Source organism: Paraburkholderia phymatum (assembly GCF_040965635.1).
Taxonomy (GTDB): Bacteria; Pseudomonadota; Gammaproteobacteria; order Burkholderiales; family Burkholderiaceae; genus Paraburkholderia; species Paraburkholderia phymatum_B.
Genome location: NZ_JBFRCH010000028.1, coordinates 1 through 14145 on the forward strand (window position 1 = coordinate 1; position 14145 = coordinate 14145).

Sequence of the window (14145 nt, forward strand, 5' to 3'; positions counted from 1 at the left end):
CGCTCCGAATCCTCCGCATTGATCGACCGCCATCGCCAGTGTCAGTTGGTTCTTCATTTTTTTTACCGTTGCATGTCTACGCAATAACGCATGACAGCCATGAACGGTGGACTTGATCAGCATTGCCTTAGATCAGAAATGCAGTCGCCAACAATAAATAAGGACTAGAAATAAAAAATAATCTAATTGCACGCATTGGACGGAACACGTCACAAGAGCTGCCTGTATCGAGTCGGGCCATCGCTTGCCGACCGCAGAAAATGGGCTCTGTCGCGAAGCTCGTAACGCGTGACCCAAGCGGCAATCCGCAAGCGCGATGAAAGGCGGCACGCGCGCGGATGAAAGTGGGAATCTTCTATTGAATACATTCCCGAAATGGGCCGACAGTGAGCGACGCTTTTTCATTTACACACAGCCGCGTACTGGGAGCGCTTTGCGATTTTCAGCTTCCCTGATCGTCTTTTCTCTGCGGACAGCTCGTCTGGCACTGCCTGCCCTTCGCGATGGTGCTCTTGTGATACCCGAACATTGCGATTTTGCGCGGGCCATGCCCATTCGTATCGAAGTTGAAGGTTTGCCCGTCTAGACTTCGATGGCCAGTTACACGGTCTTGCATCCGTAACGAGGCACCCTGACATCCACGAGGAAGGGGGCATCATGAAATCATTCGCGATTGCAGTTGCCGCTGCGTCGGCGCTTTCGTTGCCGCTCGCGGCGTTCTCGCAAAACGATGCGGCACCGACGCGCGCCCAGGTTCGCGCCGAGTTGCAGCAGCTCGAACAGGCAGGCTATGACCCCGCCAAAGGCGAAGACCCGAATTATCCAGCGGACATCCAGGCGGCCGAGGCGCGCGTGTGGATGCAAAGCGGCGCAACCGCCTACGGTGGCGTGACGCCCGGTTCATCGGCAGCGGGTTCGCGCGCAACTGCGCAACCCGCCACTTTGGACGAGATGAAGCAACTCTACTTCGGCGGTCAATAGCCGCCCTGCGTATCCGCGCGTGGCCCGGCTTTCCTGGCGACGCGCAGATACCATTGCCGGGAATGCAGTCGCACCGGACCATATGATCCAATGCGCGCATGTGACTGACGCGCTTACATGACACTGCAAGGACGGGCGATACGATGAACCGCCCGTCGCCCAATCGAATCTCAGTTCGTCGCCTGCGAGAAGATCTCCGAAATCGCCTGCGCGGCCGTGCCAACGTTTTTCTCGTTGAGCGCCGCGACGCACATGCGGCCAGACCGGATCAGGTAGACGCCGTGCCGCTCGCGCAGCAGGTCGACCTGCTGCGCCGACAATCCCGTGTAAGTGAACATCCCGCGCTGCTCCAGGTATCGCGCGAGGAGCGCGTCCGGCACGTTGCCGCGCAAACGATCATGGATTGCGGCGCGCATGCGGACGATGCGCCTGCACATCGTCGAGAGTTCCTCGTCCCACGACTGCCGCAGCGCGGGTGTCGTGAGCACCCGGGCAACGATCTTCGCGCCGTGCGTCGGCGGGTTGCTGTAGTTCGCGCGCACGGCGCTCGTCAACTGCCCCAACACGCGCCCCGCGACGTCCCGCGACTCGCAGATGACCGACAGACCACCACAGCGCTCGCCGTACAGCGAGAAGTTCTTCGAGAACGAATTGGCGACGAACGCGGGCACGTTCTGGCGTGCAAGCTCGCGAATCGCAAATGCGTCGGCATCGATGCCCGCGCCGAAACCCTGATAGGCCATGTCGATGAAAGGCAGCAGTTCGCGCTTCTTGAGCACCTCGATCAACGTCAGCCATTGCAACTCGCTCAGGTCCACGCCGGTCGGATTGTGGCAGCACGCGTGCAACAGCACGACGCTGCGCGCGGGCAGCGCATCGATGGCCGAGAGCATCGCTTCGAATTGCAGTCCGCCGCTGTTTTCGTCGTAGTACGGATAGGTGCTGACGTTGAAACCGGCGCGCTCGAAAATGAAACGGTGGTTTTCCCACGTCGGATCGCTCACCCAGACCTGTGAGCCCGGGAAGTAGCGCTTGATGAAATCCGCGCCGACCTTGAGCGCTCCCGAGCCGCCCAACGTCTGCACAGTCGCGATGCGTGCGTCGGCACGCGCTGGCGAGTCGTCGCCGAATACCAGCGACTGCACGGCGTCGCGATACTGCGCAAAACCCGCCATCGGCAGGTACGGCTTTGGGCCGGGTTCCGCGAGCAATTGCGTTTCGGCCTCGTGCACGGCTCGCATGACGGGCAAACGGCCGTCGTCGTCGTAATAAATGCCGATGCTCAGATTGACCTTGTTGTCGCGCGGGTCCTTCGCGAAGTTCTCGTTCAGCGTGAGGATCGGGTCGCCGGGATAAGCATCGATGTGTTCGAACATGACAATTCCTGCGAATGGCAAAGAGATGGCAAAGAGATTATGAAAGCGCGGGAGATTCAACGAGCGCGATCGGCTCGCCGAAACGCAGTTCGACCGTGGAACAGCCGTTCTTGCCGTCCCACGGGCGATTGCGTGACTAGCGCAGCGGCACGCCTTCCGGTATCGAGTCGTCCGCGCGCCGGTTGCGCAGGCGGTAGCCCACACCTAGCACAGCGAGCCAGACGGGGATCAGATAAACCGAAACGCGCAGGTCCGGAATCAGGCACATCACAACGAGAATGCCGCCGAGAAATGCAAGGCACAGATAGTTGGTGAGCGGATAGCCGAGGCTGCGGAACACGGCCGTTTCGCTTGCGCGTGCTTTGGCACGGCGGAATTGCAGATGAATGATGCTGATCATCGCCCAGTTGATGATCAGCGCCGATACGACGAGGCCCATCAGCAACTCGAACGCCTTGCCCGGCATCACGTAGTTGATCACCACGCACGCGGCCGTCGCGAGTGCGGACACACCGAGCGCAACGAGCGGAATGCCGCGGGCGTTGACCTTGAGCAGCGCGCGCGGCGCGTTGCCCTGACCCGCGAGGCCGTAAAGCATGCGGCTGTTGCAGTACACGCCGCTGTTGTAGACCGACAGCGCGGCCGTGAGCACCACGGCGTTGAGTACGTTGGCCACGAAGTTGCTGTTCATCGCGTGGAAGATCAGCACGAACGGACTGCCCCCGGTGACCACTTTTTCCCACGGATACAGCGAGAGCAGCACGCCGAGTGCGCCGACGTAGAAGATCAAAATGCGGTAGATCACCTGGTTGGTCGCGCGCGGTATGGTGTGCGACGGATCATCCGCCTCGGCGGCGGTGATGCCGACAAGCTCGAGTCCGCCGAATGAGAACATGATGACGGCCATCGCCATCACGAGCCCCGAGATGCCGTTGGGGAAGAAGCCGCCATGACGCCAGAGGTTGGACACGCCCGCCTCAGGCCCGGCGTTGCCCGAAACGAGCAGATAGCCGCCGAATCCGATCATGCCGACGATCGCCGCGACCTTGACGATCGAGAACCAGAATTCGAGTTCGCCATACGACTTCACGCTCGTGAGGTTGATCGCGTTGATCACGCAGAAACACACGAGCGCCGAGATCCATGTCGGCAGACCCGGCCACCAGTATTGCATGTAGATGCCGACTGCCGACAACTCCGCCATCGACACAAGAATGTAGAGCACCCAATAGTTCCAGCCCGATACGAAGCCCGCGTATTGCCCGCAGTACTTGCCCGCGAAATAGCTGAAGGAGCCGGCGACAGGCTCGTCGACCACCATCTCCCCGAGTTGCCGCATGATAAAAAAAGCGACGATGCCTGCGATCGCGTAACCGAGCAGCACCGACGGTCCCGCCGATTTGATGGTCTGGGCGATGCCGAGAAACAGCCCCGTCCCTATCGCGCCTCCAAGCGCGATCAGTTGAATATGACGATTCTTCAGGCCGCGTTTGAGCGTGCCCTGCCCTTTGTCTGCCACGATGTCTTCTCCTGTGTCCTGCGGTTGATTCCGGACGTTACGCCTCGCGGTTCGCCTGCCCTTGTGGGGCGAGCGAGATCTGCGAAGACGTCACGGCCGGCGCTTGTAACGCCGGCGCCGTATCCTGCTGGGATCTGTATTGTTGAACCGGCCCATGAGCCGGGTTGCGGGCACATCAGACCTTGAGCGTGCCCCGCTCGATCTGATCGCGTTCGAGCGACTCGAACAGCGCCTTGAAATTGCCTTCGCCGAAGCCTTCGTCGCCCTTGCGCTGAATGAATTCGAAGAACACCGGGCCAAGGAGCGGTTTTGAAAAGATCTGCAGCAACAGCCGGGGCGTGCCGTCCGCAGTGGTGCCGTCAAGGAGGATGCCTCGCGACTGCAGTTCGCCAACGGGCTGGCCGTGACCCGGCAGGCGCGTATCAAGTGCCTCGTAGTAGTAGTTGTTCGGTCCCGTCATCAGCGGCACGCCTGCCATTTGCAGGTTGTCGATGACCCGGATCAGATCGTCCGTGAGAAACGCGATGTGCTGAATGCCTTCCCCGTTGAACGCCATCAGGAATTCCTCGATCTGGCCGCTGCCCTTGCCCGACTCTTCGTTCAGCGGAATGCGGATCTTGCCGTCGGGCGCCGTCATCGCCTTCGACGTGAGGCCCGTGTATTCGCCCTCGATGTCGAAGTAGCGCAATTCGCGGAAGTTGAAGAGCTTCTCATAGTAGTTCGCCCAGTATGTCATGCGGCCACGATAGACATTGTGCGTGAGATGATCGACGACGCGCAGGCCGTGACCGACAGGCCGGCGCTCGACGCCTTCGATGAACTCGAAATCGATGTCATAGATCGACTTGCCGTCTTCGAAGCGATCGATCAGATAAAGCGGCGCACCGCCAATGCCTTTGATCGCGGGCAGGCGCAGCTCCATCGGACCGGTGGCGATCTCGACCGGCTGGGCACCGAGCGCCAATGCGCGGGCGTACGCCTTATGCGAATCCTTCACGCGAAACGCCATCCCGCATGCGCTCGGACCGTGCTCGGCGGCGAAGTACGCGGCTTCGCTGTTCGGTTCGCGGTTGACGATGAAGTTGATTTCGCCCTGGCGGTACAGCAGCACGTCCTTCGATCGGTGACGCGCCACCAGCTTGAAGCCCATCTGCTCGAACAAAGGTTCGAGCACGTTAGGCGTAGGCGAAGCGAATTCCACGAATTCGAAGCCCATCAGTTGCATCGGATTGTCAAACAGGTCGGCCATGATCGTTTCGCGTTTGGCGGAGAGTGGAAGATTCGTTGAGGTGCAATGCACGGCATATCGGGTGCGGTGTCGTATGCCGGATGTCGCTGCGCCAATGCGCGCGCCGCGACTGCCGGACAGCGCGCCGTATGCGCGTGCATTGCAGCAATTTCGGGAATCAGTGTAATTTCCCTTCGCCGCAATAGGATTTCCTAACGGACACAGACAAACCCTGGTTTGCCCATTAAAATTTCTTCCCATTGGTTATGGGAGAAAGAAAAGTGCAGACCCTTGAGATTGACCGTATCGACATGCGCTTACTGGGAATCCTGCAGACCCGGGGACGCATCTCCAATCTCGAACTGGCGGAGGCAATCAGCTTGTCGCCGGCGCAGACGCTGAGGCGTCATCGTCGGCTAGAGGAACTGGGGGTGATCCGGTGCTACGAGACCCGCCTCGACGCGCAGGTGCTCGGCTTCGGCGTGGTGGCCTTCATCCAGGTGACGATGGAGCGTGGTCATGTCCGCGATCTGGCGAAGTTCAAGGGCATGATTGCGGAACTCACGGAGATCCAGGAGTGCTTCGCCGTCACGGGCGATATCGACTACATGCTGAAGGTGGTGGCACGCGATTTGAAAGCGCTGTCGGAATTCCTGCTCGATACGTTGATGCGCATCCCTGGCGTGAGCGGAGTCAAATCCAGCGTTTGTCTCGACGAGCTCAAGTGCTCCGGCGCGGTGCCACTGGCGACCTAGCGCTTTTTTTTATCGCGTCTCCAGCCTCCCATGGGACTCGCGACTCAAGCGTGCAAACACGAAGGCAGCGGGATCAAGGCACTCCCAAGCGGCACTACCATTTGAAAGCAATGAACCCGCTGCGGAGCAATGAAATGAACTCGCCGCCTGTCGTGCGCCTTTCATAAGACGTTCTGAAGCGATATCGGGCACTGCTTGCATCATACGATTGTCATCGTTTCGCGGAATCGTCATCTGTTGAGTTCTTGTAGACGACCTCCATGTCGACGGTCCGTTCGTCGTCGCTGAACGCGCGCGCCTGCCGGCGCAGCGCGCGCGTCTTCCACCAGAAATAGCCGACGCCGACCGTGCCCACCGCGAACAGCACGGCGAGCAGCACCACCGAGAGCATCGCGGCCGTTACGAGCACGATCGCGCTCAGGACGACGGCCAGCAACCGCCCGAACCATCCGGAGCCACCGATCTGAACCCCCTTCTCGTATGTCACGCGCCGCGGCCGTCTGTCGTTCTGCATCGCTCGTCTCCCGACCGCCGTCCAGCGAGCATGGGCAGCGGACGTCAGTCATCCATATCCCAATGTGAACCGCTAACGTCTCCAGCGCAAGCGTTGTGCGAGCAAGACATCCGTCCCGCTCACCCAGTGGGCGGTCGGCGCGTCGGGATGGCGCGATGCGCTGCTCTTCACTGCGACGATCACTCTTTGCGTATGCGTGCCTGTGCAGGCGCCCGCAATCGGCAATGGCCGCGATGCAGGTGGTTTAGCCCAGCCGATGGCCGGCGGTCCATGCGCTGTGCTCGCTTCAGCTGGATGCGATCATCTTCAATCGACGACCTGCGGATGTGGCGACATCGCCGGCGCACGACCCGTCACGCCGAATTCGTGACGCACGGCCGTCGCGATCCCGTCGACCACATCCGTCACCAGCAGACGCCCTTTTTCGCTGCTCGAATCTTTGGCGGATGACAGCACTCCGCTTGGCGGGACCCAGGCAGTGCGGGCCGGGTACATATCGTAGGGAGGGAATTCAGCGGGTCCATGGTCCGGGATGCTGTCGAGCGAAACCAGTTCCGGGTGATAGTGAAGCATCATCGACGTCTCGATCACGGCGGCATGTTCGAGCGCAATGCCAGGAAACCCTTTCGGGAAAATCGCATCGAGCGTTTCGCTGCGACAGAACTCCCAGTGCTCCACACGCATGACTTCCACGCCTCTGCTGTCACCTATGTCCCGCATCGCGAGTTCGATACCCTCGGTGACGAACCACTGGTTTTCAAAATGTCCGACGACGATCACAAGACGCCTGACGCCATGACGATGAAATTCCCGCACCGCGTCGCGGATCATCGCGCTCAACGTCGCGCCGTCGACACTCGTGGTGCCGCAAAAATGTTGACCGCCGCCGCTCCTGGGTTGTGACTTATAGCCATATGAAATCGCAGGCGCCACGATGCCGCCCACCTCACGGGCAACGTCTTCGCTTATCGCGCTCGCCAGCAAAGCATCCGTTCCAAGAGGAAGATGAGGCCCATGCTGCTCCGTCGCGCCGCACGGCAGAAAGACGACCGACCCGGCCTTTACTCGCTGCTCGTACTCGACCCAGCTGATGTTGTCCATGCGCACGCTGTTCATGTCGAACTCCTGTTATCGGCGAGAGACCCCTGCCCTGATCGGGCGTCGCGTCGCGCAAGATGAAAGACGTAGTAGCTCCCGCCACCCACCCCGAGCCCGGCGAGCCATGAGAGGTCGATACCGCCCAGCGCCATCGCGATAGGTCCTTGCAGCGACTCGATGCTGCTCACCTGAAAGAGCCATGCCGCGATGACACCCAACGCCAGCGCCGCGACGCCGGACCATTTGACGTCCCCGCATCCACTCGTCGAGTGATGACAGTAAAGCGCACCGACATCGATTCTGCTGCGCCGGACGAGAAAGTAATCGACGAGCACGATGCCGGCCCACGGCGCGATCCACACGACAAAGAAGACCATCAGATCCTCGAAGGTGCTGGCAAACGCGCCTGAGTGCAGGAACAGATGGAGAATCACGAGGCCGACAATGCCGGACACGACGGAGACGACCCAGCGCGGAACACGCAGATCGAGCGACAGTGTGGCGAGCGCCGCCGAGTAAATGACGACAATATTGGTCGCGATCGGTCCGTGGACGAGCACGAGCAGGACGGGCAACGCCATCGCACCGAACACCGCAATGATGAGCTGGGACGGATCGGCGCCGCTTCCCGACGACGCGATCGCCGCTCCCAGAAAAGCGAGCCAGACAGTCGGAACGAACATGCCGAGCGAGGTCGCGCGAAATACCTGCCGGGTGCTCAATTCGAGTTTCGTGAAGCGCGTGTAATCCGACGCATAGACGAGCCACGAAATCCCCCAGCCGATGCCGATCGCAGTCGTCAGCTTGCTCATCGCCGAGAGCTTACCGATACCGCGAGCGGTTGAAACGTGCCAGTGAATATCGACATGCGTAAAGGCCAGCACGGTCATCAAGAGCATGATGAGCAGGACGAATGGCATCGTGTAACGCTCGAAATAGCGTATCGCGTGAAAGCCCCACGTCGCGATGCCCACCTGGATCAGCATGACAGCGATCGCAATGAAATACTTGAGCTCGATACCACCGCTCATGCCCATGCGATCGAGCGCGGCAACAGCAAGATCCAGAACGATCCACGTGTTGATCGCCACCCAGCCCATCGGCATCAACACCTGCATGAGCGTGGGCAGCCGCGCGCCTCGCCGGCCGAAAGCCAGCCGCGACAGCACCATTTGCGGAACTCCCGAGCGATGTCCGATCACGCACATCGCGCCGAACAATGCACACCCCAGCACATTGCCGATCACGACAATCGCTAGCGTTTCGACAAGACTCAAACCCAGCTGGATACCGATTGCCCCCAGCACCCAGTTGATCGGTGCAACGTTCGCACCGGCCCAGATCCAGAACTGGTCTAACTGTCCGGACGTCCTGCTTTCGCCAGGCACGGGCTCAATGCCGTGCACGTCGAATACGCTGCCGGTGTTCGAATTCACTTGCGCTGTCTGATCGTTTGACACGACTGTCTCCTCCTGGGATCTCGCGACTCTGAGTCGCTGAGTCCGGATTTGAACGGAGACAAATAAACGGCGAAATCGATGAATTCTCAACCGTCGTTGAGAAAAAATCCGAGAGCCGGCCACGCGCCCCCGCAGTTGAGTTTTTCTCAACGCGAAAGAAAAATTCATCAATCGCGCTAACGCAAGCGTTATGTCTAAATCGGTGTGCCTGATCTTTCACTTTTTAGCAAGCAAAGGAATGCACACACCATGACTACCCTTCTTCACATCGATGCCAGTGCGCGCAATGGCCGGTCGCTCAGCCGCAAGCTTTCCGGCGCCTTCATCGATGCCTGGATTCAGATCGAGCCCGCCGCAGAAATCATTACCCGTGATGTCGGAGCCAATCCGCCCCCCATCATCACGGAAGACTGGATCGCTGCCGTCTTCACCCCTCAAGAGAACGTCACACGGGAGCAACGCGAAATAATGCGTCTGTCCGACGAACTGATCGATGAGATCGACCGCGCGGATCTGATCGTGATTGGCACGCCGATGTATAACTACGGGATGCCGGCGGCGCTCAAGTCGTGGTTCGACAAGGTCATTCGTATCGGCAAGACGTTCACTTTCGATCTCGCACGCGGCGACTTCCCACTGGAGCCCGTCATGCGCGGAAAGAAGCTCGTCATTCTGAGTTCGCATGGTGAGTTCGGATTCGGACCCGGCGGTGTCCGCGAAAAGATGAACCACCTGGAAACTCACATCCTGACTTGCGCGCACTATCTGGGCGTGGAAGAAAGCCACGCGATCAGCATCAGCTATCAGGAATTCGGCGACGCACGACATGTTGCATCGGTCGCCAACGCGTTCGCTGCGGTACCCGTTCTGGTCCGTGAACTGGCGGCCGTTCGCTAGAAGCCGTTATGGCTCGAACGTCCATGCCCACCCATTTGACGATGGCCGGGACCGCGTTGAAGCTGCAAGATGGAAGCATCGACGCGATAGACCTGGTCAGCACCGCCATCAGGAAATCCCGCGCGTCGCGTGCCGTCTTCATCTCGTTCGTCGAGTGGGCGCACGACGCCGCCGTGAAATCCGCACACCGGCGCAGATCGGGCGTGCCGCTTAGCCGGCTCGACGGCATTCCGTTTGCCGTAAAAGACATGATCGACGTGTCAGGTAGCAGAACGACTGCAGGATCGATTACTCGAATCGACTCATCGCCGGCATCCCGAAACGCGGCCGTGATTACCGCCATGCGGACAATGGGCATGATTCCCGTTGGCAAGACGAACCTGAGTGAATTCGCCTTCTCGGGTCTTGGACTCAATCCGCACTTCGGCACGCCAACTGCGGACTTCCATGCAGCAGCGCCGCGTGCGCCCGGCGGTTCGTCGTCCGGGTCCGCGATCGCGGTGCAACGCGGCCTCGTCACAGCGGCAATCGGCACCGATACGGCCGGGTCGATCCGCGTGCCGGCGGCGTTCAACGGACTGGTCGGCTTTCGCGCATCGACGGGCCGTTACGACATGGACGGCGTACACCCGCTGGCCGTCACCCTCGACAGTCTCGGGCCGCTCACCCGTACCGTCGAAGACTGCGCGCTGGTTGACGGCGCGATGCGCGGTCGCGCGAATCTGGAGGCATGTGCGACGCCGCTGGAGCAGGTTCGGTTCGTCGTCGATTCGTCGTTGCTCGATGACCCGACGCTCCAGCCGGATGTCGCGTGGAATGTGCGCAGCGTGGTGACGCGCTTGCGCGAACGCGGCGCGCTCGTCGAAGAACGCCCTGTCGACGCGCTCACGCGCTCGCGTGAGGCGATTGCGACACCGGGCTGGCTCGGGGCTATCGAGGCGTGGTCTCTGCTTCAGCCAGTCGTCGAAGGCGAGCGAGGCGATCAGATCGATCGTCGTGTTCGAAACAGACTGCTAGCCGCCAAAGGCATTGATCGGCACGTGGAGGCACGCATCCGTGCGCTGCGCGCCGAACTCATGCTGGACATGCAGCACGAACTAGTCGACGCCGTGCTGGTCACGCCGACGGTCAAGCATGTTGCACCGTCGCTTGCCGCGCTCGAGGCCAATGACAGCCTGTTTGCCGCCATCAATCTGGAGACGCTCTCCCTTACGATGCCTGGTAGTCTCCTCGATATGCCAGGTGTCGCCATGCCGTCGGGTGCCGATCGACAGGGTCTGCCTACGTCAGTGCTCTTTTCCGCCCAGCAAGGGCACGACGATCGACTATTGCGCGTGTGTCTCGCGGTCGAGTCGGCGCTGCTGACTCGACCGATCCAATGAATTTCCGTGGAGAACAGCTAATGAACCCAACATCCTCTCACCCTGAAACCACGCTCATCCGTATTCCCGCGCGTAGCGGTGTAGCGGTCAAGCTTGCGAGGGGCATGACGATCAAGGTCATCAATACACACGGTCATCAGGTAGTCGACACGTGGGCGTTCAATCAGCAAGACATCGGCGAATCGATGTCGATGGAGCACAGCCGCGCGTCGATGTTGAAGCTCGTGCCGAAGGTAGGCGACACACTGCTCACGAACCATCGCCGGGCCATACTGACACTCGTCGAAGACACGACACCGGGCGTGCACGACACGCTTATCGCCGCCTGCGACAAGCACCGTTATGAGCAACTGGGTGTCGTGGGCCATCATGACAACTGCACCGATAATCTCGCCGCTGCACTCGCGAGTCTTGGGCTGAAGTCGAACGAAACGCCCTGTCCGCTGAATCTGTTCATGAACGTACCCGTACACGCGAATGGTCGGCTCGAATTCGCGCCGCCCGTCAGTCAGGCAGGCCAGTACGTCGCACTGCGCGCGGAAATGGATCTCATCGTCGTGTTGTCGGCCTGCCCGCAGGATGTTACGGCCGTCAACGGGATGATGTCCACCGACGCACACTATTCGATAGGCTGAACGCACGTTGGCACTCTGCGGTGGCCGGCGCGTGCGCACTGCCTTATCCGGTAAAATTAATTCACCGCAACCAGCCATCCGGATGAAGGTATTTCGCCATGCGCAAGTTGCCACCGCTCAATTCAATCCGCGCATTCGAGGCTGCGGCCCGACATCAGAGCTTTACTACGGCCGCGGCTGAGCTGTCCGTGACAATCACGGCGGTGAGCCATCAGATTCGACAACTCGAGGCACGCATCGGGCACAAACTTTTCGAAAGAACGGGCCGCGCGGTGACGCTCACTCCAGTAGGGAAAACGATCTACCCGATCCTGAGAGATGGCTTCGACCAGATCGCTCAGGCGTTCGAGCTCGTCAATGCCCGTGCAACCGAAGACTCGATCCAGATCTCGGCCACCCGTGCCTTTGCCGAGCGCTGGCTGATGCCCAGGCTATCGCAGTTCCATGCAAGCCACCCGGACATCATGGTGCATATCCACGGCTCGGAGAAAGCTGTCGATCTGCGCGCCGAAGATATCGACGTTGCCATCCGGTATGGCACCGTCGAGACGGATCATAAGGAATCCGTGATTCTGGAGGACTGTTATATCGCAGTTGCCGATCGCGGCATTTGTCCTGAGGAGCGTATCCCGACGATCGAGGACTTTCGCAAGCGTCCGTTGCTCGCTTATAAGTGGGAAAACCGTACGCTGAATGCACCGGACTGGTCCACCTGGCTCGCGCTGGTCGAACACGATCAGACGGTCGACTTTCGCATTTCATGGTACAGCGAGGAAATGCTCGCGCTGTATGCCGCCGAATGTGGCCTGGGTCCGCTGATGTGCAGCAATGTACTGATAGACGAAGAACTACGCACGGGACGCTTGCGCCGGATCGATGGCCCTTGTCTGCCGGGTTTTTCGTATCGCCTCGTGGAGATGCCCTCGCCACGTCCTAAAAGAGGTCTTCGTCTGTTCACGACGTGGCTTCGTGAAGAGGCCCAGTCGTTTCGCGACAGGTGCGCCGTGTCGGACTAACCCTTCGACGTTCGATATCCCAGGTTTCCCTTGCGCCAGCGAGCCGCATCGCTACTGCTAAGGCCGCCCCTCGCTCGGCACTTCCGACGCCTTGCTGAGTTCTCCCATGAGGATTCGCGCGATGACGTTCGCGGGCGGTTGGCCATCGGGCGCGGCAGCCGTCGTCGCCCACGTGACGATCGTCGTCTTCGTTGTCGGATCGTAGCCCATGAACGTATTGAAGCCGGGTATTTCGCCCGTGTGTCCGTAAAACGTGCCGAATTTGGCCAGGCCGAGGCAGTAACTGGCGGCCATCGGGTCCGACGGCTGGATCGACTGGCAACTGGCGAGCCGTTGTGCCTGCAGATCGGCGTTCAGATAGCCGCCGCCCACCATCCGTTGCACGTACGCCGCCAGTTCCTTCACGGTCGAGATGCCTGAGCCGGCAGTCCAGGCCCATGATGTGTTCACGCCCGTCACATCGGTGGGCTGCAACGTCCCGTTCTTCGCGGCCGCCTGACGCTCAGGGGATAGCGCGTCACTATCCGCCGTCTCGGCATTGGTACCCCACTGGTAGGCATGCGGCGACGGCGCAGGCAACGACGTGTTGTCTTGCGGCGGAAGAAACGTATCGGTCAAGCCGAGCGGCGTAAAAAGACGCGCCTTCATCGCGTCCGCGGCACTCATCCCCGTTAGCTGCTCGATGACGAGTCCAAGCAGTACCGTGTTCGTGTTGGAATAGCGAAAATCCGCCCCTGGTGCGAAATACACCGGCTGGCCAAACCCGATGTTCAGCAGTTCCGTGGTGGTCCACACCTTGTTCGGCTGCGAATCGAGCGTCTGGTTGAACGCGAGACTGGTCGAATAGTTGTAGAGGCCGCTGCGCATCGTCAGCAACTGCTCGATCGTGATCTGGTCGCCGTTGGGCACGTTCGCGATGTATTTGCCGATGGGATCGCTCAGCTTTAGCGCCCCTTCCTGCACGAGTTGCAGAATCACCGTGCCAGTCCAGGTTTTCGTCACGCTGCCGACGCGAAAGTGAGCGGTCGTCGGTATCGGCGTGTTCGTGCCTCGCACTGCCGTTCCGAACGATTCGAGCCAGTCGCCGTTCGGCGACTGCACATACACGACGGCACCCGACGTCATCGTGTCCGCGAGCAACGCGTTGATCTGCGGGCGCGCCGCGGTGGCGAATGCCGGCTCGCTCGATGCTGGCGTGTCGTCACCACCGCAACCGGGAACCGCCACGCCGATTGCAGTTGCCAGTACAACCGCATACAAGCTACGCGAAAGCACACGCGCTGA

13 protein-coding genes are annotated in these 14145 nt (G+C 60.4%); 6 read left to right on the forward strand and 7 right to left on the reverse strand.

Annotation, left to right across the window (positions count from 1 at the left end; translation table 11 throughout):
• The first annotated feature begins 657 nt into the window (after positions 1-657).
• A complete protein-coding gene (locus tag AB4Y32_RS31000; RefSeq protein WP_368724975.1) occupies positions 658-981 on the forward strand; it encodes a DUF4148 domain-containing protein in 324 nt (107 codons plus the stop codon).
• 170 nt (positions 982-1151) lie between these two features.
• Here AB4Y32_RS31000 and AB4Y32_RS31005 read toward each other — a convergent pair whose 3' ends face one another.
• From AB4Y32_RS31005 to hppD, 3 genes are all read right to left on the reverse strand, one after another.
• Entirely contained in the window at positions 1152-2357 is a 1206-nt protein-coding gene (locus AB4Y32_RS31005) for an amino acid aminotransferase (RefSeq protein WP_368724976.1), read from the reverse strand.
• Positions 2358-2493: 136 nt separating this feature from the next.
• Positions 2494-3876: an amino acid permease gene (locus tag AB4Y32_RS31010; protein ID WP_439899863.1), complete on the reverse strand. Its 1383-nt coding sequence runs from the start codon at positions 3874-3876 to the stop codon at positions 2494-2496.
• A 175-nt stretch (positions 3877-4051) separates the two neighbouring features.
• Positions 4052-5125, reverse strand: coding sequence for a 4-hydroxyphenylpyruvate dioxygenase (gene hppD, locus AB4Y32_RS31015; RefSeq protein WP_368724977.1), 1074 nt, complete (start codon positions 5123-5125; stop codon positions 4052-4054).
• Between the two features lie 260 nt (positions 5126-5385).
• Between hppD and AB4Y32_RS31020 the strand changes: the two genes are divergently transcribed.
• Positions 5386-5859: an Lrp/AsnC family transcriptional regulator gene (locus tag AB4Y32_RS31020; RefSeq protein WP_368724978.1), complete on the forward strand. Its 474-nt coding sequence runs from the start codon at positions 5386-5388 to the stop codon at positions 5857-5859.
• A 211-nt stretch (positions 5860-6070) separates the two neighbouring features.
• Here the strand turns inward: AB4Y32_RS31020 and AB4Y32_RS31025 are convergent, their stop codons facing one another.
• From AB4Y32_RS31025 to AB4Y32_RS31035, 3 genes are all read right to left on the reverse strand, one after another.
• Positions 6071-6373, reverse strand: coding sequence for a hypothetical protein (locus AB4Y32_RS31025; RefSeq protein WP_368724979.1), 303 nt, complete (start codon positions 6371-6373; stop codon positions 6071-6073).
• 306 nt (positions 6374-6679) lie between these two features.
• Entirely contained in the window at positions 6680-7489 is an 810-nt protein-coding gene (locus AB4Y32_RS31030) for a creatininase (RefSeq protein ID WP_368724980.1), read from the reverse strand.
• Positions 7486-8931: a cytosine permease gene (locus tag AB4Y32_RS31035; protein ID WP_368724981.1), complete on the reverse strand. Its 1446-nt coding sequence runs from the start codon at positions 8929-8931 to the stop codon at positions 7486-7488. The genes AB4Y32_RS31030 and AB4Y32_RS31035 overlap by 4 nt, the downstream gene beginning before the upstream one ends.
• A gap of 204 nt (positions 8932-9135) precedes the next feature.
• On the opposite strand from AB4Y32_RS31035, the gene AB4Y32_RS31040 reads away from it, so the two are divergent.
• The 4 genes from AB4Y32_RS31040 to AB4Y32_RS31055 all read left to right on the forward strand — a co-directional run bounded on the left by AB4Y32_RS31040 (position 9136) and on the right by AB4Y32_RS31055 (position 12861).
• Positions 9136-9828: an FMN-dependent NADH-azoreductase gene (locus AB4Y32_RS31040; protein WP_368724982.1), complete on the forward strand. Its 693-nt coding sequence runs from the start codon at positions 9136-9138 to the stop codon at positions 9826-9828.
• A 23-nt stretch (positions 9829-9851) separates the two neighbouring features.
• A complete protein-coding gene (locus AB4Y32_RS31045; RefSeq protein ID WP_368724983.1) occupies positions 9852-11210 on the forward strand; it encodes an amidase family protein in 1359 nt (452 codons plus the stop codon).
• A gap of 20 nt (positions 11211-11230) precedes the next feature.
• Positions 11231-11845: a DUF1989 domain-containing protein gene (locus AB4Y32_RS31050; RefSeq protein WP_368724984.1), complete on the forward strand. Its 615-nt coding sequence runs from the start codon at positions 11231-11233 to the stop codon at positions 11843-11845.
• A gap of 98 nt (positions 11846-11943) precedes the next feature.
• Positions 11944-12861, forward strand: a complete 918-nt coding sequence (locus AB4Y32_RS31055) for a LysR family transcriptional regulator (protein ID WP_368724985.1) — start codon at positions 11944-11946, stop codon at positions 12859-12861.
• 57 nt (positions 12862-12918) lie between these two features.
• Here AB4Y32_RS31055 and AB4Y32_RS31060 read toward each other — a convergent pair whose 3' ends face one another.
• A complete protein-coding gene (locus AB4Y32_RS31060; RefSeq protein WP_368724986.1) occupies positions 12919-14088 on the reverse strand; it encodes a serine hydrolase domain-containing protein in 1170 nt (389 codons plus the stop codon).
• Positions 14089-14145: the final 57 nt, after the last annotated feature.